This is a genomic window from Mesorhizobium sp. LEGMi-168a (assembly GCF_058312955.1).
In genome coordinates this window covers 243,938-263,568 of record NZ_JBZEGV010000001.1, presented here as the reverse complement: position 1 = coordinate 263,568, position 19,631 = coordinate 243,938, and the positions used below count along the sequence as shown (strand labels likewise).

Below are 19,631 nucleotides of genomic sequence, written 5' to 3'. Positions count from 1 at the left end.
GCGGGCGACCAATCCCGCCGGCTGGCAAAAGCCTATTGTCCACAGCCGCGCGGGCTGTTCTCAGTCGAGCACCGAGACGATCGCCTTGGCGAGATCGTCCATGCCGTCCTCCGGCAGGCCGGCCACGTTGATGCGGCTGTCGCCCACCATATAGACGGCGTGCTCGGTGCGCAGGCGCTCGACCTGTGCCTCCGTCAGCCCCAGGCGTGAAAACATACCGCGATGGCTGGCGACGAAATCGAAGCGGTCGGAGTTGGACTGCCGGCGCAGCGCCTCGGCGAAGGCGACGCGCAGCCTGAGCATCCGCAGCCGCATCTCTTCGAGTTCCGTCTCCCAATCCTTCTTCAGGCCGGCGTCTTCGAGCACCATGCGCACGGCCGCCGCGCCATGGTCCGGCGGCATCGAATAAAGCGCGCGCGCCGCGGCCAGCATCTGGCTCATCGCTACATCCGCCTGCGCGCCGTCCTTGGCCACGATCATCGCGGCGCCGACGCGGTCGCGATAGACGGCAAAATTCTTCGAGCAGCTCGAGGCGACGACCATTTCCGGGACTTTGTCGGCAAGCAGCCGCAGGCCGGCGGCGTCGGCATCGAGGCCTTCGCCAAAGCCCTGATAGGCGATGTCGACGAAGGGCAGCAGGCCGCGTTCCAAGAGGACGTCGGCCACCTTGGCCCATTGCGCGGCATCGAGGTTGGCGCCGGTCGGATTGTGGCAGCAGCCATGTAGCAGCACGACATCGCCGCTGTTGGCGGTTTTCAGCGCGGCCAGCATGTCGTCGAAGCGGACGGCGCCGGAAACGGCGTCGAAATAAGGATAATCGCGCACCTGCAGGCCGGCGGCGCGCATTACCGGCAGATGGTTCGGCCAGGTCGGGTCGGAGAGCCACACCGTCGCGCCGGCACGCGTGCGCTGCAGAAGCTCGGCCACAAGCCGGAGCGCGCCCGATCCGCCAGGCGCCTGCGCTGCGCGAATGCGCGAAAGGTCGGCCCTCTCGCCGAAGGCAAGCTTGATCATTGCGGCGTTGAAGCCCGTATCGCCGGCAAGGCCGAGATAGGTCTTGGTGTCCTGGCTTGCAAGCAGCCGCTTCTCCGCCTCGCGCACCGCGCGCATCACCGGCGTCCTGCCGTCGCGATCCTTGTAGACGCCGACGCCAAGGTCGACCTTGCCGGGGCGCGTGTCGGCGCGATAGAGGCCGATCAAGGCGAGGATCTTGTCGGCGGGCGCGGGCTGCAGGGTTTCGAACATCGATCAGGCTCCAATGGCGGCGGAGTGATACGCAAATCGGCCGTGGTGCGCCAGCGGTTTCCTTCCGGCAGCCGGCACTAGACGCAAAGAGCGAGGGCTTGCCGCCGCAGAAAACTACCTGTCGTCGGGATTAAAACCTTGCCCGGCTCCGTAAACAGGGCATGAAACGGTCGATGGCACGCTTCGATATCGTCGGGCAGTTGGGGTCGCTGAGGCGCTATGCGCGCTCCCTGACGCGCGACGGCGCCGACGCCGAGGATCTGGTGCACGATGCGCTGGTGCGCGCCTATGAGCGCCGCGCAACCTTTCGCACCGGCGGCAACCCGCGCGCCTGGCTGCTGGCGATCGTGCACAACATCTTCATCGACCGCATGCGCTCGCGCCGGTCGGAAGCGGCTCGCATCGAGCAGGCCGGCCATCTCGCCGATCAGAGCGTAGCGGCATCCCAGGACCATTCGGTGCGCTTGGCGCAGGTGCGGGAAGCCTTCCTGGCGCTGCCGGAAGAACAGCGTTCCGCCCTGCATCTCGTCGCAATCGAAGGCCTGAGCTACGCAGAGGCCGCCGAGGTCAGCGGTGTGCCGCTTGGAACCCTGATGTCGCGCATCGGCCGCGCGCGTGCTGCGCTGCGCGAGATGGAGGAGGGCGCTCCCGCGCGCGGCAAAAATCACTTGAGGATCGTGGGAGGTGAATCATGACCGCTATCGTCGATCCCGTGACCGATGCGGATATCGATGCCTATGTCGACGATCAGCTCGACGTCGCCCGCCGCATAGAGGTCGAGGCCTTTCTTTCCACGCGCCCGGAAGTGGCGGCCCGCGTGATGTCCGATCTCAGGACGCGTGACGAGCTGCGGGTGGCGCTTGCGAGCCCCGTTGGCATGGCGCGCCCGGCAACGACCGAGGCTGCGCGGCGGCTGGAGAGGGCGCTTGCCAGGGATCGTGTCTTTTCCGTGCTGCAGCGCGCCGCGGCCGCCGCCGTGCTGGTGGCGGCGGGTTGGCTTGCGAACGGCGTCTTCGGGCCGATCGCCGTCACCAAGGTGGTCGCCTCGACGCAGCCGCCCGCCTATGTCGAGGAAGCGGTGAGCGCGCACCGGACGACGCTGGTGCGCGAGACGATGCCATCGCAGACAGAAGCCCCGGGCTACAATGCCGACGAAATCCGCGCCGCGACGGCAATCGTCATGCCTTCATTGCCCGACGATTGGAAGATCCGCGACGTGCAGGTCTATCCGTCGCGGTTTGGGCCGAGCGTCGAGATGGCGGTCGAAACGAAGGATCTCGGCCTGGTGTCGCTGTTTGCGATCAGGCCGGGCACGTTCGACGTGGTGAAGCCCACCGTCGCCCCCTCTGGCGACATCTCATCCGCCTATTTCCAGATCGGCGAGGTCGCTTACGCCGTCGTCGGACGAAGCGATGCCGGCGATCTCGATCGTGCCGCCGAAAAGCTGGCCCGGACGCTTTACTGAGACATCCAACCAAGGAGAACCCGAATGAACAGCCCCAATCTCGGATACCGAATGGGCACCGGCGTCCAGGCCGGAGCGGTCTATGACGAGGGCCTGCGCAAGCACATGCTGCGCGTCTACAACTATATGGGCCTCGGCCTTGTCGTTACCGGCCTTGTCGCCCTTTTCGTGGCCTCGACGCCGGCGCTCTATGTGCCGATCTTCTCCAGCCCGTTGAAATGGGTGGTGATGCTGGCGCCGCTCGCCTTCGTCATGCTCTTCTCGTTCAAGATGCAGACGATGTCGGCGGCGAGCGCGCAGGCCATGTTCTGGGCCTTCTGCGCCGTCATGGGCCTGTCGCTCGCTTCGGTGTTCCTGGTCTTCACCGGCACCAGCATCGCGCGCACCTTCTTCATCGCCGCGACGATGTTCGGCGCCACCAGCCTCTACGGCTACACGACCAGGCGCGACCTGACGCAGTTCTCGTCCTTCCTGATCATGGGCCTGATCGGCGTGGTGATCGCCAGCCTGGTCAACCTGTTCCTCGGCTCGACCGCGCTGCAGTTCGCCATCTCGGTGATCGGCATCGCCGTCTTCATCGGCCTGACCGCCTGGGACACGCAGACGATCAAGGAGCAGTATGCCGAGAACTTCGACGCGGAATCGCAGCAGAAGCTTGCCGTCTTCGGCGCCTTCTCGCTCTATCTGAACTTCATCAACATCTTCCAGCTGCTGCTGAATTTCACCGGCGAGCGCGAATAGTCCGGACCGTAGCAGGCAACACTGCCGACCTTGACGTGGCTGGAGGGAAACCTCCGGCCACTTTTTTCGTTCGAGACAACAACTCAAGGCAAGGATTACCCCGTTTGAAGCGTGGCATGGCCTGCCGCTCTTGAGTTCACACAAAGCCATTTGCTAGCCTGCCGTCCACACAGCCAGCCGCGAGGACCCCATGGAACAGGAAAGCCTCACTCTTCACGGCGAAGGCATCTCCGCGACCATCGTCGGGCAGGGGGCCGAGTTGGTCTCGCTGCGCGACGCCGACGGGACCGAGCTTTTGTGGCAGGCAGGGCCCGCCTGGCGGCGCCATTCGCCGGTCCTGTTTCCGATCGTCGGCCGGCTCAAGGGCGACCAGTTGCGCCATCGCGGCCAAAACTATCCGATGACGCAGCACGGTTTCGCCCGCGACAGGCGTTTTGACTGGGCGGAGCAGGGGCCTTCCTCCTGCACCCTGGTCTTGACCGACGACGCGGACAGTCGTGTCCGCTACCCGTTCGCTTTCCGCCTGGCCATACGCTACAGCCTCGCACTTCGGCAGCTTGGCGTGACCTTCGAGGTTACCAACACAGGCGACGAGGTGATGCCGGCCTCGATCGGCGCTCACCCGGCCTTCAACTGGCCGCTGCTGCCGGAACTGCCCAAGGAAGCGTATCGGTTGACCTTTGCCGGCAATGAGACCGCGCCGATCCGCCGCCTGAAAGACGGGCTCATGCTGCCACAGCCGCAACCCACGCCGATCGAAGGCAAGACGCTCGCGCTCTCCGAGCGGCTGTTCGACGACGACGCCGTCATTCTGGACCGGCCGTCCAGCACCAGCGTGCGCTATGCCGCCGAGCACGGGCCCGCGATCGAAATGTCGTGGCAGGGTTTCAACGAGTTGGGCATCTGGTCCAAGCCGGGCGGCGCGCCGTTCCTGTGCATCGAGCCCTGGCATGGCATCGCCAGCCCGGTCGATTTTGACGGCGAATTTGCCGACAAGCCGGGCGTGATGCTGGTCGAGCCGAGCGCGACGCGCACGCTGACCTACCGGATCGCCATCGACCGGGAGCCGTAAGGCATGGCCTTTGCGATCAAGGCCGAGGTCAAGGATCCGCGCGCGGAGACGTTTTCATTCGCCGCCCAGAAAACCATGTATGGCGGCAAGCATATCGCCGATGGCGACGCGATCTTCGTGTTCGCCAGCGAAAACGAAGGCGGGCAGGGGCTTGTCGCGCGTGGCATCGTCACGTCGTCCGAGGCCGTTCCCAGAAGGCTCGATCTCGAACGGCAGACGCCACGCGTCAGCGTTTCGATCCGTCGCACCGCATTGGCCGCGCGGCGATTGGGCCGAGACGAGCTCAAGCGATTCAAGGACTGGAAGGATAGCCGGCCGGAGACCGAGCTCAACTTCAAATTCTATCGCCAGGCGACGAACAAGATCGTCGGCATCTCGGACGAGACGGCTGCGTTTCTCAACGGATTTTTCTAGACTAGGACGGCAAGTCACGGCCCAAATCGATCTCCTTCAACGGGTCGCCGCCGTCGATGAAGAGCCTGCCGCCTGCTTTCAGGGCCGCGTTGATGCGCGTCAACGCCGCCCGGCCAGCCTCGGGGTGACGCCCGTCGAGCGCGCCGACCCGCATGGCAAAGGCGATGTCAAAGAAGGCATCGCCGGAACTCAATGCAAAGTCCTCGATTGCCACGTGCCTGAAATCAAGACTGCCCAAAGCCATCTCATCGGCCGAACCCGCTCGCGCCAATCGGATTGCCTTTTCCGAACGGTCGATCGCCAGAACGAAGCCGTTGCCGATACGGCGAGCAACAGCGCGAGCGGCAACGCCGGGGCCCGCAGCCGATCTCCAGGACGCGAAGTCCCGGTTTCAACGGTAGCGCTTCGACGAAGGCGGATATCCGCTCGGAGATCCCGGCAGCCATGAGATGCGTTATGCATCTCGGTTCGTGGGCAAGGCAAGCGAGGTTGACGCAGCTTTCATGGACGGCCCGGCGCGGTTCGTTGTAAACATCCGGCCCGCCTGATCTTGGAGGAGACGCAACATGGACCGATTCACCGGTGGTTGCCTGTGCGGCGACGTCCGGATTGTGGCGTCGGGTCGCCCGTACCGGGTCGGCATTTGCCACTGTCTCGACTGCCGCAAGCATCATGGCGCCCTTTTTTATGCTTCGGCGATATTCCCCCAGGATGCGGTGACGATCGATGGCGAAACACGCGACTATGCCGGGCGGTTTTTCTGCCCGCGCTGCGGCTCGTCCGTTTTCGCGCGCACCGGGGACGAAATCGAAGTGCATCTTGGCTCCCTGGACGCCCCTGACCAGCTGAAGCCGACTTATGAAAGCTGGATTATCCGTCGCGAGTCCTGGCTGCCGCCATTTCCGCTCACGAGACGATACGAGCGCGATCGTGAGGCCGAGGGCCGCTTCGAGGAGTAGCGTGCGACCATCCGCTTCCGGATCGAATGCCCACTTGGAAGTTTGCGCCGGCCGTCAATCCGGAAGGCCGGCTTTGTGGAAGCCGTCGACGAAATGCTCGAGCGTCGCGTTGTCTCGGAACGGCTCGGTCCAGACCCAATGGCGGGTCGTGAAATGCGGATTGCTGACGAGGAACAGCTCGACCTCCGCGCGCGCCTCGTCGAACCGGCCGAGCTGGGCAAGGCTCGCCGCCAGGAAACGACGCGAGCTTGTGCGATAGGTCTCGTCCCGGCGCAGCGTCTCGACGGCGGCCTCGTAATCGCCGGCGGCATATTGCGCCTGGCCGAGCGTCAGATAGTACCAGCTTGTCGGATAAGGGTTCAGCCGAAACGCCTTGCGAATGTGCTCGAGGCCTTCCTCGATCCGCCCGGCCAGGACCTCGATGTCGGACAATGTCGCCCAGGCGTCGGCGTCGTTCGGATCGAGCTCGAACGCCTTGGCGAATTCCGCATCGGCCTCGTCGAAGCGGCGCTCATAGGCAAGCAGGTTGGCCAGCACCCAGTGGCAGCCGGCATCGTTGGGGTCGATCGCCACGGCTTTGCGGGCCAGTTCCAAGGCAAGGTTGCGGTTGGGTTCGATGGGTTCGCCCCAATGCACCCATCCCATCCAGTGGTTCATGGCGAGCCAGCGATAGGCCTCGGCGTATTCCGGATCGAGCGAAACCGCGCGCGTCAGCATCAGATGCGCTTCTCGCGCCGTCTGCGGCGAGTCGTCTATAAGCTTGCGCGCCCGTACGCAGAGATCGTAGGCCTCGATATTCTTCGGCCGATTGCGCGGCGGCGGTGTGCGCAGCCGGCCGAGCAGCGCCTCCACGATCTTGGCCGTCACCTCGTCCTGAACGGCGAAGATATCTTCCAGGCTGCGATCGAAGCGTTCCGCCCACAAATGCTCGCCGGTCACCGCGTCGACCAACTGGGCGTTGATGCGCACGCGCCCGGCGGCGCGCCTTGCGCTTCCCTCCAGAAGGTAGCGCACGCCAAGATCCTGCGCGATCTCGCGCACATCCATCGCCTTTCCCTTGTAGGCAAAGACCGAGTTGCGCGCGATGACGAACAGGCCAGCGTTCCTGGACAGATCGGTGATCAGGTCCTCGGTCAGCCCATCCGCGAAGGAGTCCTGCTCGGGATCGTTGCTGAAATTGACGAAGGGCAGCACGGCGATCGACGGTTTGCCGGGCAGCGGCAAAGGTTTTCGCTTCGCCTCGCCGAGCTGTTCGATAACCCCCGTGAAGCGGTAGCCGACGCGCGGAACGGTGGCGATCCATTCACCGCCGTCGGCGGCCGGGCCGAGCAGTTTGCGCAACTGCGCGATCTGGACGGTGAGGTTGCCTTCCTCGACAGCCGTGCCCGGCCATGCTGCGTCCATCAGCTCGGCTTTGCCGAGGATTTCACCCGGACGTCCGACGAGCGCCGCAAGCAGCTTTGTCCCGCGGTAGCCGACGGAAACGGGGACATCGTCCCGAAGCAGCGTTCCCGCAGCCGGATCAAGCACGAACGGACCAAAGGCAAAGCGCGATCCCTGCATGCGGCGCATCTATAGAGCAATTCCAGGAAAAGTGTGAAACGGTTTGGCGCGGCGACTTCGCCGTAGCCTCCGTCCGGATTGCGTCAAACAAAGAGATAGAGCGGTTCGTCGTTCTCCTCAAACCGATGAACTGCTCGAACCCATTTGGAAGTTTTGAGAACTATTTGGGCGGGCTTAATTACGGCGCTCTCCGCGTCCTGCAGAATTCAACCTCTTTCAGGTCGACGGGTCCCAACTCCCAACGATGTGGACCCTCAACCCATATGGAGGTTGCGATGAACAAGACCCTTGCATCAGCCCCGCATCAGGCAGTGCGGCCAGGGCGGACATCGCCTCGGCGCTACAGCCTGGCGACCCTGCAAAACACAATCGCGGCATGGCGCGAGCAGACACGCTTTCGCTGGGATATCAAGCGAATGTCGGAGGCAAGTCCGCATCTGATCGACGATATCGGCCTGACGAGAAGGCAGGCCGAGGAAGAGATCGCCAAGTTGCCCTTCTGGCAACGATAGGGCGAGTGTTGCCACGTCCACATCGGTGCCGATGGCGTCGAGTTATCGAACGATTCCAAAAGGGTAGGGGTTGCCTACCAGACAGGGCTCAAGCCTGTCGGACGATGGTGCCGATCGCATTGACGAGAAGCCGGGCGGCGGTCAGCGCCGACAGGCCGTCAATGTCGGCGGGAGGATAGAGTTCGACAAGATCGAATCCCGCGATCCTGGCCCGCTTGCCGAGGCCCGCGATCAGATCGATCGCCTGCGTGTAAGTGAGGCCGCCGGGTGTGCGCGCCGCCACGCCTGGCATGATGCTGGGGTCGAGGCTGTCGCAGTCGAGGGTGACGACGACCCGCGCACCTTCCGGTATATGGCTCAGGGCGGCTTCGACGCCCTGGGCGTGAACCTCGCGCGCGGTCACGAAGCGGCTGCCATAGCGCTTTGCCGCTTCGATTTCGGTAAGGCGCGCGCTGCCGACGCTGCGGAGGCCAACCTGCACCATGCCGGCGACATGCGGCATCTCACTCGCCCGGCGCATCGGGCTCGAATAGCCGTAGCGTTCTCCGTTCACCTCGTCGCGCCAGTCGATATGGGCGTCGATCTGCAGGATCCAGACCGGCTGGTGATCGGCAAAACCGGCAAGGAAGGGGATGACCACGGAATCGTCGCCGCCAAGCAGGATCGGCACGGCCGGCAGCGCCAAGACCTCGCGCGTCTTCGCTTCGACCCGGGCCCGGTTGGCGGCATTGTCATGCATGATGGTCAACACCTCGCCTGCGTCGACACAGCAGACCGGCTTGCCGTCGAACAGCGGCCCGCCGAGGTCGAAATCCCAATGCTCGACCAGCGGAGCGTCGTCCTGGCTCGCGGCCCGGATGGCGTCTGCGGCCAGGACATAGCCGCCGCTGTCCTTGCCCGGATAGGTGCTGCCGTGACCGGCGCCGAAGATCACCGCACGCGGGATGCGCTCGTCGGCGAGGCGATCGGGAAAGCCGAGAAAGGATGGCGAGGCGGTCATTTTCTGGATGCCTTCATTGTTGCGTCCCAGCCCGACGGCAGCTTGGGGCAGGGTAGTTACTTCAGCCCGGAGTTTTGCGACAATTCGCGTCTCGGGCAACAAAATGGGGCTACAGCGATGAAGAGTGTTCTAATGCTGGCGGTTTGTGGTTTGCTCTTCGCCACCTTGTCGTCTGCGGTGGCCGAAGAGAAAGTACGTGCCTCAGACAAGGCGGCGCTTGCCGAATGCCTGAAATATGTCAGCGATTTTCCTGGCGACGTTCCCGGAGTGAACGATAAGCCGACGCCGGCCGTCCATATCGACAACGCTATCAAGCTCGCCGGACACGAGCCCGCCTCGTGCATCAACTACGTGACCGAGATTTGCTCTTTTGAAAGCGACGACGGCCAGTCACAGCTAGGGTTGATCGATTGCGCCAACCGTGAGGTAAGTGTGTGGGAGGATCGTCTCAACACGACCTATGAGGCGCTGATGGCCAAGGCCGCACCCAAGGCACGGGAAAGCTATCGCAAGATGCAGCGCGCTTGGATCGCCTACCGCGATGCGCGATGCGCGGCAGAAGCATCCGCCGAAACCATCAATACCGATCGTCAGAGCAATATCATCGTCAGCTGCGCGCTCGATGCGACGGCCCGGCAGGCACTCATCCTCGATGACGAGCTATCGGATTTGCAGTGATCCGGTCGCCTTGACGCATTGAGCTTGCTAGAGTGGGCAATCGTCAGAAATTCCGGGGACCGCAATGAAGCAGAGGATTATCGTCTGTTCGCTTATCGAGAATGACGGCGCATATCTGCTTTGCAAAATGCCGAGCGACCGTGGCGTGTTTCCCGGCCAATGGGCTCTGTCCGGTGGCGGAATGGAAGCCGGCGAGAACATAGAAGACGCGCTTCGCCGCGAGATACGTGAGGAACTTGGCGAGAAGCTCGAGATCGCGCAGGCCACCCCCTGGACCTTTCGCGACGATATCCGAGTCAAGACCTATGCGGATGGGTCGACCGAAGAGATCTACATGATCTACCTCATCTTCGACTGCCGTGCCGCCAACCGGATGGTGGAACTCAACGATGAATTCGAGGACCACGCCTGGGTCCGGGCAGGCGAGTTCGGTTCTTACGACCTGAACGCGGCCACACGGATAACGTTGGCGGCAAAGGGCCTGATCCAAGCCTGATTCCTTGGCCGGTGTCGGACGCCCATTTGCCACAAGCAGTTTGGCTGGCGGATAAGTCGCATAAGATAGATTATGGAACTAATGCGGCAGGCTGGCGCCATCATTCCGTCGCGCGACTATGTAGCCAAGGCCCTTGGTTCCGACGTCGCCTTGCTCAAGGATGACGAATCCGGATTTGGCGAGATCGGCTGCGATCTTGTCCAGATCGACATGGCCATGGCGGTGGAGCCGGAACCTGCGCGACTGGCGCGGGGGTTTTGCAAAGTCGACAACGAGCCAACGACCGCCCGGCTTTAGGACGCGGAAACTTTCCCGGCCGAACTCTTTGCGGCCTGCCTTCGGCAGATGATGGAACATCAGCGTACTGAGGATGACGTCGAACTCCTCATCCTTGTAAGGCACTGGCCGAGTGAAGCAGGATGCCGATATGGGGTGTCTTCGGCCGGTCCTTCTCCGGCTTCTGGGTTTTGGCGGATATGGAACGGTGCGCGCTTTGCCATATCATCAGGCCCACAATGGCCGCCAACCCGGCAACATGAATCAGCACAATGGGAATCCCTAGGGAAAACAAGGCATTGGCGTTTGCGAGCAAGATGAGAGCCACGAGCATGAGCGCCAACTTGGCGGCTATGAGCGCGGGCGCGGCGCGCTTTCCGTGAAGCGTTGCGAGAGGACCTCGGTGCATTGCAGATTCTCCCTGTCAGCCAGTCTCGACTGAGACCGTCGTTGGAGCATAGATATTGGACAGGGTGTCCAGTATCGCTTTTGGTAGCCGCGACATGCAGTTGCGTCCGCTACTGGACGCTGGTCCGTCACTTGACCAGGAAAGGATGCAGCCATGGCTGCCGGATCGATTGATCGCCGTGTCGCCAGGACGCGCCGGCTCTTGCAGGAGGCGCTTGTCGAACTGACTGCGGAAAAAGGATATGCGCCGGTCACGGTCGAGGAAATTTGCAGCCGAGCGGATGTTGGCCGCTCGACCTTTTATACGCACTACCCCGACAAGGACTGCCTGAGAAAGGCGGCGATCGAGGAGCATCTCGACGCCATACGCAGGCAAAATCCGCGACCGAACGCCGCTGGCTTCGCATTCAGCGGGTTCGCATTCGCGCACGCTGCCGCCACCCGGAACATGCACCGCGCGCTGCTGGGTGGCAACCAGCGCGAAATACCGGCGGAGATCCGTGATTGGATCGGCAGACAGGTTCGGCGTGAACTGGCGGAAATCGCCGGCGGAGACGGGGGGCGGCTTGAGCTTGCTACCCGCTTCATGACCGGCGCATTCTTCGAGGTGATGCACTGGTGGCTCGAAGCGGATACCGGGCTTCCTCCGGAGGAGGTCGACAGGCTGTTTCAGATGCTCGCCAGCGACGGAGTGAAGAAGACATTGGTGGCGCCGCAAGGACGACCGCCGACGCTTTAGCAATTCGCGGTCAAGCCATTGAAAGATCTGCGACTTCAATCACCATGCCATCATAAGCCGGCACTACGTGGTCCGGCGTCTCGCGCATCACCGTGGCATAATCCAGCGGCACATGCATATGCGTCAGCACGGCGCTTTTCGGCGCCAGCTTCTCGATCCAGGCCAGAGCCTCACCGAGCGACAGATGGCTGGGATGCGTGTTGTACTGCAGCGCGTCGATCACCAGCACGTCGAGGTCGCGCAGCCGCTCGGCGGTGGCGGGCGGAAAGTCGCTGATGTCGGGGCAATACGCCAGGCTGCCGACACGGAAACCCAGCGAGATGATGTCGCCATGGATCTGTGGCAGCGGCTCAAGGGTGAGGGGACCCCCCTCGCCTTCGATCACCACCGGCCTGGCATGGTCGATGAGATGCGGCTTGACGATCGGCGGATAGGAACTGCCGGGCGGCGTCTCGAAGCAATAACCGAACGCCTGGCGCAGCCGTCCCATCGTCGGCTCGTCGGCATGGATGTCGATGCGGTGGCGCTGTTCGTGCACATAGCCGCGCAGATCGTCGATGCCGTGGATGTGGTCGGCATGCGGATGCGTGTAGACGACCGCGTCGATGCGCCTGACCGAGGCGAGCAGCATCTGCTCGCGGAAATCCGGTCCGGTGTCGATGACGACCGTGGTGCGGGCGCCATTGGCGGCAATCCGCTCCACGAGGGCCGCCGTGCGCATGCGCCGGTTCCTCGGATTGGTCGGGTCGCAATTGCCCCAGTCGCCGGTGATGCGCGGCGTGCCGGGCGATGAGCCGCAGCCGAGAATGGTAAGGCGCAGCCGGTCGGGCATATCTCAGTTGGTCGCCACGTCTGGACGCGGCATCTTGGTGAACAGCCGGAAGACGTTTTCGGTGGTGATGTCGGCAATCTCCGTCTCGCTGACGCCGATGGTTTCGGCCAGCACCTTCGCCGTGTTCGCAACATAGGCGGGCTCGTTGCGCTTGCCGCGGAACGGGATCGGCGCAAGGTAGGGCGCGTCGGTCTCGACCAGTAGCCGGTCGTGCGGCACGTCGGCGGCGACGGCGCGCAATTCGGCCGAGTTCTTGAAGGTCAGGATACCCGAGAAAGAGACATAGCCGCCCAGCGCCACGCCGACCTCGGCCAGCCTGCGCCCGGACGAAAAACAATGCAGAATGAAGGGGAAGGCGCCCTTCCCTGTCTCATCCTCGAGGATCGCCGCCATGTCATCGTCGGCGTCGCGCGAATGGATGACCAGCGGCAGGCCCGTCCGGCGTGCTGCCGCGATGTGGGTGCGAAACCCTTGTGCCTGCGCCTCGCGCGGCGCGCGGTCATAGAAATAGTCGAGCCCGGCTTCGCCGATCGCCACTACCTTGGGATGGCCTGAAAGCCGCACCAGCTCGTCCGCGGTCACGTCAAGTTCTTCCTCCGCATTGTGCGGATGGGTACCAACCGAGCAATAGACCTCGTTGAAAGTTTCAGAGATTTCAAGGATTTGCTGAAAGCGCTTCACACGCGTCGAGATCGTCACCATGCGGCCGATCCCGGCAGCGAGGGCGCGGGCGACGATGGCCGCCCGCTCCTCGGCGAAGTCTGGAAAGTCGAGATGGCAGTGGCTGTCGACGAGCATCAGGCTTTGGTGTCCTGCTCGACGTAACGCGGAAACACGCCCTCGGGCGCCGGCAGTGCTGTACCGGGCACCAGCGCGTGCTCCGCGTGGACATGCGCGAAATTGCGCTTGTCCGTGGGCACGGCCAGGAGATCGAGCAGCTTTGCGGCCGATCCCGGAATGAAGGGCTGGCAGAGCACCGTCACCCGCCGCACGACTTCGGCGGTCGTCCACAGCACCGTCTCCATGCGCTCCGGATTGGTCTTCCTGAGCGCCCAAGGCTCTTGCGACGCGAAGTAGCGGTCGGCTTCGGCCACCACGCCGAAGATTGCCGCCAACGCCAGATGGATGCCCTGCTCCGCCATTGCCTTGCGGGAAACGGCAAGCGCTTCCACCGTCTGGTCGAGGATTGCCTTGTCGGCTTCCGCCAGTTCGCCGCGCTGCGGCACCGCGCCGCCGCAGTTCTTGGCGATCATCGACAGCGAGCGCTGCGCCAGATTGCCCAGGCCGTTGGCGAGATCGGCGTTGGTGCGGTTGACGATCGCTTCATGGCTGTAATTGCCGTCCTGGCCGAACGGCACCTCGCGCAGGAAGAAATAGCGCACCTGGTCGACGCCGTAATGCTCCACCATGGTGAACGGGTCGATGACGTTGCCGACCGACTTCGACATCTTCTCGCCGCGGTTGAACAGGAAGCCGTGGCCGAAGACGCGCTTCGGCAGCGGGATCCCCGCCGACATCAGGAAGGCCGGCCAATAGATGGCATGGAAGCGCACGATGTCCTTGCCGATGATGTGCGCGTCCGCAGGCCAGAAGCGCCATTTCTCAGCATTTTCATCGGGATAGCCGATACCGGTGATGTAGTTGGTCAAGGCGTCGACCCACACATACATCACATGCTTCTCATCACCGGGAACGGGCACGCCCCAATCAAAGGTGGTGCGTGAGATCGACAGGTCCTTCAGGCCCGACTTGACGAATTTCATCACCTCGTTGCGGCGCTCGGCCGGGCCGATGAAATCGGGCTGGCTTTCGTAGAGCGCGACAAGCTTGTCCTGATAGGCCGAAAGCCGGAAGAAATAGCTCTCTTCCTCGACCCACTCGACCGGCGTTCCCTGCGGCCCGTAGCGGACATTGTCGGCCCGGACCTCGGTTTCCTCCTCGCCGTAATAGGCTTCGTCGCGCACCGAATACCAGCCGGCATAACCGCCCTTGTAGATGTCGCCATTGGCGGCCATCGCCTTCCAGATCGCCTGCGAGGACGCGTAGTGCCGCTCTTCGGTGGTGCGGATGAAGTCGTCGTTCGAGGCGTTGAGCGCGCTCGCCATGCGCTTGAACTCGGCCGCGTTGCGGTCGGCGAGCTCGCGCGGCGAAATCCCATCCTTGCGCGCCGTCTGCAGCATCTTGATGCCATGCTCGTCGGTGCCGGTCAGGAAGAAGACGTCCTTGCCATCCAGCCGCTGGAAGCGAGCAAGCGCGTCGGTGGCGATCAGCTCGTAGGCATGGCCGATATGCGGCTTGCCGTTCGGGTAGGAGATCGCGGTCGTTATGTAGAATGTGTCGCGTGACATGAATGAACCGTCATGAATATCTGAATGTGAGTTGTGGCGGTGGATATCGCATCGGAACGTCGATTGCCATCCCGAGGCCAATGCATGCCGCCCAAAAGTGGGCCAACTGCATGCACCAGAGAAGCCGTCACATTCGCATCGCAGAATTCAGGCGGTCGATCATGGTCAGGGCGTGCTGCTTCTTGTCGAGATTGTAGGTCTCGGCCTCAGATATCGTGTTCAGCGCCTCGTGCCAAGCCTCGGACAGCGTTTTGGCCCTGGCGAGATCACCGGCTAAAGCCGCTTCGCTGGCCGCCGCCGACAAAAGATCGAGCGCGCGGCGGTTGAAGATATCGAACTGGATCGCCTGGTCGCGGCCGGCGACGGCTTCGGCCAGGCGGTGCGCGCTGGCAATATCCGGCTTGCTCGCTGCCACCAGGGCATCGAGCGCGCCGGCAATCTCCAGCCCGCCATACTGGGTAAGCAGGATCGCGTTGCGGGCGCTGCCCCCTGCCCGCTCGGCCAGTGCCGCGCGCGCCGCCGGATCGTCGGGCGGCGGTGGCTCGACATTTTCCAGCACGGCCATCAGCTCGTCAGGCGCAAGAGGCGTCAGCCGCACCATCTGGCAGCGCGAGCGGATCGTCGGCAAAAGGCTACCCGGCGCATGCACGATGAGGATGAACAGGGTGTGCGCCGGCGGCTCCTCGAGATTCTTGAGCAAGGCATTGGCGGCGTTGGTGTTCATGTCGTCAGCCGGGTCGACGATGACGACGCGGTAACTGCCATCGTGCGAGGTCATCGACAGGAAGCGGCTGACCTTGCGGATCTCATCGACGGTGAGCACCGTCTTGAAGCTCTTGGTCTTGTCGTTGGCGGGACGCGTGAGATGCAGCACCGAAGGATGCGCGCCGGTGGCGATCTGGCGAAACAGCGACGACGCCGGATCGGGGACCGCGAGCGTTTCGGGCGCGGCCGCGAAGTCCGGATGTTTGAGAAGGTGATGCGCCAGGTGGAAGGCAAGCGTCGCCTTGCCGATGCCGTGCGGCCCGGCGAGGATCAGCGCGTGCGGCAGCTTGCCGGCGCGGTAGGCGGAGGCAAGCATGCCTGCCGCCTGCGCATGGCCGATAAGCCGCGGCGTTTCCGATGGCTCGGGAACGCCGTCCAGCGTGTCGTGCTGTTCGGGAGCGATGCGTTCGAAGATCATGCCGGCGCCGTCTGCCTGCTTTGCGTCGGCATCCGCTTTTCCAGCACCGCGAACACGGCCGCGGTGACGACGTTTTCAACCGTTTCGGGATCGGCCGACGCATCGACAACGATGCAGCGATCCGGTTCTGCCTCGGCGATCGCCAAAAAGGCCTCGCGCCGGCGCCGGTGGACGGCGAGCGTCTCCTTCTCGAAGCGGTCGGCGCTGTCGCCGGCGCCGCGACGTGCCGCCGCGCGCTTCAGGCCTTCGGCCGGATCGATATCGAAGATCAGCGTCATGTCGGGAACCATACCGTTGATGGCGACTGCCTCCAGTGCTTCCATGAAATCCGGATCGAGCCCTCCGGTAACGCCTTGATAGACGCGGGAGGAATCGATGAACCGGTCGCAAAGCACGATCGAGCCGCGCTCGACCGCCGGCCGGATCACCTGCTCGACATGGTCGGATCGTGCGGCGGCGAACAGGATTGCTTCCATCTTGGGGCCGAACGGTTCGGCCGCGCCCGACAAAAGCACATGTCTCACCGCCTCGGCGCCCGGCGAGCCGCCCGGCTCGCGCGTCACCAGAACCTCGTATTTCTTGGCGCGCATGCGCCGCGCCAGCCGCTCGATCTGCGTCGACTTGCCCGCTCCTTCGCCGCCTTCGAAGGTGATGAAAAATCCGCTCGCCAATCGAGAATGCCTTTGCCCGCGCTGGCCGCTGTCATAGCTGTCGTCCGACAAAAGGTCCACGCGCCTGCCCGATCACAAATGCTTCTGACGCAGCCAGCCGACAGCCAGTTCCTTGGCGGCGTCGAGCGCGCGCTGCGGCAGCGTGCCCACTTTCACCGACTCCGCGGCGAACAGCGGCGTTCGCTGGCTCAGCGTGTCGCCTATCCAAACGCGCAACTCCCCGACCGGTTGCCCCTCCTCCACCGGCGCCGCCACCGGACCTTCATAGACGATCCTGGCGGTCAGCTTGTCGCGATTGGCTATCGGCAGAAAGATGTCCACCGGACCCTTGGCTTTCAAGGCCACGCCGGATTTGGCGCCGCCAAAAACCTGGGCTTCGCCGACCACCTCGTCCTTGGCGAATATCTCCGTCTTCTGGAATGACCGCGACCCCCAATCGAGCAGCTTGCGCGCCTCTTCGGAGCGTTCGCGATCGCTGGCCAGCCCGCTCAGGGCGGCGATCACGCGGATGCCGTTGTGGCTGACCGTGCCGACGATGCCGAAGCCGGCGGATTCGCTTGCGCCTGCCACAAAGCCGTCGGCATCGATGCCCATGGCCAGCAGCGGGTTGCGGTTCCTCTGCGAGATCTTGTTCCAGGTGAAATCCGGCTGGCCGTAATAATGGAAGAACTCCGGATAGTCGCGCCAGACATGCAGCGCCAGCATCGTCAACTCGCGCACCGTGGTCTGCTGGCCGTCAGCCGGCAGTCCGGTCGAGTTGACGAAGGTCGATTTCGCGAGGCCGATCTCGCGGGCACGCTCGGTCATCTGCGCGGCGAAATTCGCTTCCGAGCCCGCCATGCCTTCGGCGAGCACGATGCAGCCGTCATTGGCGGCCTGCACCGTCACGCCCTGGATCAGATCCTCGACGCGGACCGCTGACTTGAGCTTGGCGAACATGGTCGAGGTGCCGGACGGCGCGCCGCCGGTGCGCCAGGCGTTCTCGCTGACCACGAAAGTGTCGTCGAGCGTGATCCGCTTCGACTTGATGGCGTTGAACACCACTTCCATCGTCATCAGCTTGGCCATGGAAGCCGGCGGGATCGGCTCGTCGGCATCCTTGGCAAACAGCACCGTGCCGGTATCGGCGTCGATCATGAAGGCCTGGGCGGCTTTGGTCTCGAAAAGCTGAGCGCTCGCCGGTACGGCGCAAAGCAGCATCAACGCCAACCCCAGAAGAAGTCCGGCGAAAGGCGGAAGAGCGCGGAACTGCATGAAATATCGACCCGTTAGCCGCATTGGCCCGGTCAAGCTATCAGGGTTTTTTCGGCCGGATCAACGGCGCGCTCGAAATTGATCAGTTTCGCACAACCAATGCATCCGGCGCCCCGTGCGACCATGCCGCCTGCAGCAGGTCGTCGATGCTGCCATGGCCATCCGGATAGACGTTGACGGCATACCAGTCGTTGCCGTCGAGCTCGGTCCGCTGGATTTCAGTCTTGCCGAACGGCTCCAGTGCCGTCGCCACGCGCTTTGCCTCGGCGGCGTCGTCGAAGGAGCCGGCCGCGACATAGTCCAAGGCCGACGTCTGTTCCTGCCGGTTCGATTTCTTCCACGACTGCAGGATGTCGGCCGGCGACATGCCGCTACCATCGAGCGCGGCAAAGACGTCGGCGCGATTGACGCGCTCATCCGCGTAGGACAGCGAGGCCATGGCAAAAGGCGAGTTCGGCGGCAGCCTGAACTCCGGCCGCTCCGGCACAATCGGCCCGAAATCCGGCAATGTGACGTCGCTGGCGCCCGGCGCCTGCGCCGACATCGCCGGTTGCGCGGTCGGCTGCTCCGACAGACCCGGCTGCGCGGTGAACGCCTGGCCCGAATTGGTCAACTGGCCAGGGAACGGCACGGCGGCTGGAGGCGCGTCCGTCTGCATGCTGGGCGACGGGCCATTCATGGCGACCATAACGCCGGTCGGCAGGCCGTCGGACGGATCAGGCCGCCGATTGCCCGGATGGTAGGAGGCCATCAGATACTGGTCGTCATTGCCATCGAGCGGTGCCCGGCCGACATATTCGACCTTCACCTCTGCGGTGCCGACCTTGTCATAGTCGAGCATTTGTGCGGCTCGCTCCGAGACGTCGATGATACGGCCCTCATGATATGGGCCGCGGTCGTTGACGCGCACGATGACCGAGCTGCCGGTGTCGAGGTTGGTAACGCGGGCGTAGCTCGGCAGCGGCATGGTCGGATGCGCCGCCGTGAGCTGGGCCGTGTCATAGACTTCACCATTGGCGGTCAGCCGGCCATGGAAGGCATCGCCATACCAGGAGGCCAGGCCGACCTTGGCGTAGCGCTTGTCTTCCTTCGGGTAATACCACTTGCCGCGCACCTGATACGGCTTGCCGAGCTGATCACGGCCACCGCCGCGCCGCATGAAGTTGACGCGCGGGCTCGCCTTCACGCCATATTCGGATTCGGCGAAATATTCCTTGGAGCGCGGCCGCTTGTCGACCATCGCCTTAGGTTGCGGCGTGGAGGTGCAGGCGGCAAGCAGCACCGCCGACAGGGCGCACAGCACAAAAGCAGGAGCGCGACGAAGACGCGGGCGCGCCGAGGTCTGCATGTTTTCGATTGTCCCCTACAGTCTTGCCGCCACCAGTCGGGGCCAAAGCGCCCGCGAATGCCAGCAACACCTTGATCCCCAATCCCTTTGTGCACAGGAATTGTTTATCACGATGTTAATCGATTATGGCCGGAACCCGGCGAGATTATGGCGAGACCTGCCAGCGCGGAACGAACCCTGCATGGATGAGCGCCGGATGGAGGGGCAGCTTTTTGGAGGGGGGACTTCCTTTTTCCAACCGGCGCTCATGGCGCTGGAATTCCCCGCGCCGAGCAAGAGCCTAGCACGAGCCTGCGCAGGGATTTCCTAGATCGAACGGATAATTCGGCTCATCTATATTAGCTATCGCTTTGATAATCCATAAGCCGCGCGGCGTTGCGTCGGCCAAGCCGCGCTTCCAGCGTTCCGTGCAGCTCACGGCGTCCCA

23 protein-coding genes are annotated in these 19,631 nt (G+C 63.6%); 11 read left to right on the top strand and 12 right to left on the bottom strand.

What is annotated here, in order from left to right; all coding sequences use genetic code 11:
* Window positions 1-60: 60 nt before the first annotated feature.
* Window positions 61-1,245: an amino acid aminotransferase gene (locus AC4FWB_RS01340; protein WP_491023999.1), complete on the bottom strand. Its 1,185-nt coding sequence runs from the start codon at window positions 1,243-1,245 to the stop codon at window positions 61-63.
* A gap of 173 nt (window positions 1,246-1,418) precedes the next feature.
* Here AC4FWB_RS01340 and AC4FWB_RS01335 point away from each other — a divergent pair, with 173 nt between their 5' ends.
* From AC4FWB_RS01335 to AC4FWB_RS01315, 5 genes are all read left to right on the top strand, one after another.
* Window positions 1,419-1,940, top strand: coding sequence for a sigma-70 family RNA polymerase sigma factor (locus AC4FWB_RS01335; protein WP_491023998.1), 522 nt, complete (start codon window positions 1,419-1,421; stop codon window positions 1,938-1,940).
* Window positions 1,937-2,710, top strand: coding sequence for an anti-sigma factor family protein (locus tag AC4FWB_RS01330; protein WP_491023997.1), 774 nt, complete (start codon window positions 1,937-1,939; stop codon window positions 2,708-2,710). The genes AC4FWB_RS01335 and AC4FWB_RS01330 overlap by 4 nt, the downstream gene beginning before the upstream one ends.
* A 24-nt stretch (window positions 2,711-2,734) precedes the next feature.
* The gene (locus AC4FWB_RS01325) at window positions 2,735-3,451 is read left to right on the top strand and encodes a Bax inhibitor-1/YccA family protein (RefSeq protein WP_491023996.1); all 717 of its coding nucleotides are present in this window, start codon (window positions 2,735-2,737) and stop codon (window positions 3,449-3,451) included.
* 190 nt (window positions 3,452-3,641) lie between these two features.
* A complete protein-coding gene (locus AC4FWB_RS01320) occupies window positions 3,642-4,523 on the top strand; it encodes an aldose 1-epimerase family protein (RefSeq protein ID WP_491023995.1) in 882 nt (293 codons plus the stop codon).
* A gap of 3 nt (window positions 4,524-4,526) precedes the next feature.
* On the top strand, window positions 4,527-4,937 hold the full coding sequence (locus tag AC4FWB_RS01315; protein WP_491023994.1) for a hypothetical protein: 411 nt from the start codon (window positions 4,527-4,529) through the stop codon (window positions 4,935-4,937).
* Window position 4,938: 1 nt separating this feature from the next.
* Here the strand turns inward: AC4FWB_RS01315 and AC4FWB_RS01310 are convergent, their stop codons facing one another.
* A complete protein-coding gene (locus AC4FWB_RS01310) occupies window positions 4,939-5,241 on the bottom strand; it encodes a class I SAM-dependent methyltransferase (RefSeq protein ID WP_491024328.1) in 303 nt (100 codons plus the stop codon).
* A 262-nt stretch (window positions 5,242-5,503) separates the two neighbouring features.
* Here AC4FWB_RS01310 and AC4FWB_RS01305 point away from each other — a divergent pair, with 262 nt between their 5' ends.
* Window positions 5,504-5,896 carry a GFA family protein gene (locus tag AC4FWB_RS01305; protein WP_491023993.1) on the top strand — a complete coding sequence of 131 codons (393 nt, stop codon included), beginning with the start codon at window positions 5,504-5,506 and terminating at the stop codon, window positions 5,894-5,896.
* Window positions 5,897-5,950: 54 nt separating this feature from the next.
* Here the strand turns inward: AC4FWB_RS01305 and AC4FWB_RS01300 are convergent, their stop codons facing one another.
* Window positions 5,951-7,468 carry a winged helix-turn-helix domain-containing tetratricopeptide repeat protein gene (locus AC4FWB_RS01300; RefSeq protein WP_491023992.1) on the bottom strand — a complete coding sequence of 506 codons (1,518 nt, stop codon included), beginning with the start codon at window positions 7,466-7,468 and terminating at the stop codon, window positions 5,951-5,953.
* Between the two features lie 266 nt (window positions 7,469-7,734).
* Here AC4FWB_RS01300 and AC4FWB_RS01295 point away from each other — a divergent pair, with 266 nt between their 5' ends.
* A complete protein-coding gene (locus tag AC4FWB_RS01295) occupies window positions 7,735-7,971 on the top strand; it encodes a DUF1127 domain-containing protein (RefSeq protein ID WP_491023990.1) in 237 nt (78 codons plus the stop codon).
* Between the two features lie 88 nt (window positions 7,972-8,059).
* Here the strand turns inward: AC4FWB_RS01295 and AC4FWB_RS01290 are convergent, their stop codons facing one another.
* Window positions 8,060-8,971 carry an agmatinase gene (locus AC4FWB_RS01290; protein ID WP_491023989.1) on the bottom strand — a complete coding sequence of 304 codons (912 nt, stop codon included), beginning with the start codon at window positions 8,969-8,971 and terminating at the stop codon, window positions 8,060-8,062.
* A gap of 117 nt (window positions 8,972-9,088) precedes the next feature.
* Between AC4FWB_RS01290 and AC4FWB_RS01285 the strand changes: the two genes are divergently transcribed.
* The 3 genes from AC4FWB_RS01285 (at window position 9,089) to AC4FWB_RS01275 (ending at window position 10,442) form a co-directional block, all read left to right on the top strand.
* Window positions 9,089-9,649, top strand: coding sequence for a lysozyme inhibitor LprI family protein (locus tag AC4FWB_RS01285; protein WP_491023987.1), 561 nt, complete (start codon window positions 9,089-9,091; stop codon window positions 9,647-9,649).
* A 64-nt stretch (window positions 9,650-9,713) separates the two neighbouring features.
* Window positions 9,714-10,145, top strand: coding sequence for a nucleoside triphosphatase NudI (nudI, locus tag AC4FWB_RS01280; protein WP_491023986.1), 432 nt, complete (start codon window positions 9,714-9,716; stop codon window positions 10,143-10,145).
* Window positions 10,146-10,217: 72 nt separating this feature from the next.
* Window positions 10,218-10,442, top strand: a complete 225-nt coding sequence (locus tag AC4FWB_RS01275; RefSeq protein ID WP_491024341.1) for a hypothetical protein — start codon at window positions 10,218-10,220, stop codon at window positions 10,440-10,442.
* A gap of 88 nt (window positions 10,443-10,530) precedes the next feature.
* Here AC4FWB_RS01275 and AC4FWB_RS01270 read toward each other — a convergent pair whose 3' ends face one another.
* Window positions 10,531-10,830 carry a hypothetical protein gene (locus AC4FWB_RS01270; protein ID WP_491023985.1) on the bottom strand — a complete coding sequence of 100 codons (300 nt, stop codon included), beginning with the start codon at window positions 10,828-10,830 and terminating at the stop codon, window positions 10,531-10,533.
* Between the two features lie 153 nt (window positions 10,831-10,983).
* On the opposite strand from AC4FWB_RS01270, the gene AC4FWB_RS01265 reads away from it, so the two are divergent.
* Window positions 10,984-11,568 carry a TetR/AcrR family transcriptional regulator gene (locus tag AC4FWB_RS01265; protein WP_491023984.1) on the top strand — a complete coding sequence of 195 codons (585 nt, stop codon included), beginning with the start codon at window positions 10,984-10,986 and terminating at the stop codon, window positions 11,566-11,568.
* 10 nt (window positions 11,569-11,578) lie between these two features.
* On the opposite strand, the gene AC4FWB_RS01260 is transcribed toward AC4FWB_RS01265, so the two are convergent.
* The 7 genes from AC4FWB_RS01260 to AC4FWB_RS01230 all read right to left on the bottom strand — a co-directional run bounded on the left by AC4FWB_RS01260 (window position 11,579) and on the right by AC4FWB_RS01230 (window position 19,204).
* Entirely contained in the window at window positions 11,579-12,400 is an 822-nt protein-coding gene (locus tag AC4FWB_RS01260; protein ID WP_491023983.1) for an MBL fold metallo-hydrolase, read from the bottom strand.
* A gap of 3 nt (window positions 12,401-12,403) precedes the next feature.
* Window positions 12,404-13,198: a TatD family hydrolase gene (locus AC4FWB_RS01255; RefSeq protein ID WP_491023982.1), complete on the bottom strand. Its 795-nt coding sequence runs from the start codon at window positions 13,196-13,198 to the stop codon at window positions 12,404-12,406.
* Entirely contained in the window at window positions 13,198-14,748 is a 1,551-nt protein-coding gene (gene metG, locus AC4FWB_RS01250; RefSeq protein WP_491023980.1) for a methionine--tRNA ligase, read from the bottom strand. The genes AC4FWB_RS01255 and metG overlap by 1 nt, the downstream gene beginning before the upstream one ends.
* A gap of 127 nt (window positions 14,749-14,875) precedes the next feature.
* On the bottom strand, window positions 14,876-15,931 hold the full coding sequence (locus AC4FWB_RS01245; RefSeq protein WP_491023979.1) for a DNA polymerase III subunit delta': 1,056 nt from the start codon (window positions 15,929-15,931) through the stop codon (window positions 14,876-14,878).
* On the bottom strand, window positions 15,928-16,602 hold the full coding sequence (gene tmk, locus AC4FWB_RS01240; protein WP_491024327.1) for a dTMP kinase: 675 nt from the start codon (window positions 16,600-16,602) through the stop codon (window positions 15,928-15,930). Before tmk ends, AC4FWB_RS01245 begins: the two co-directional genes overlap by 4 nt.
* Window positions 16,603-16,674: 72 nt before the next feature.
* Window positions 16,675-17,856 (bottom strand): D-alanyl-D-alanine carboxypeptidase family protein, encoded by a 1,182-nt coding sequence (locus AC4FWB_RS01235; RefSeq protein WP_491023978.1) that lies wholly within the window; start codon window positions 17,854-17,856, stop codon window positions 16,675-16,677.
* An 82-nt stretch (window positions 17,857-17,938) separates the two neighbouring features.
* Entirely contained in the window at window positions 17,939-19,204 is a 1,266-nt protein-coding gene (locus tag AC4FWB_RS01230; protein WP_491023977.1) for a septal ring lytic transglycosylase RlpA family protein, read from the bottom strand.
* Window positions 19,205-19,631 lie beyond the last annotated feature (427 nt).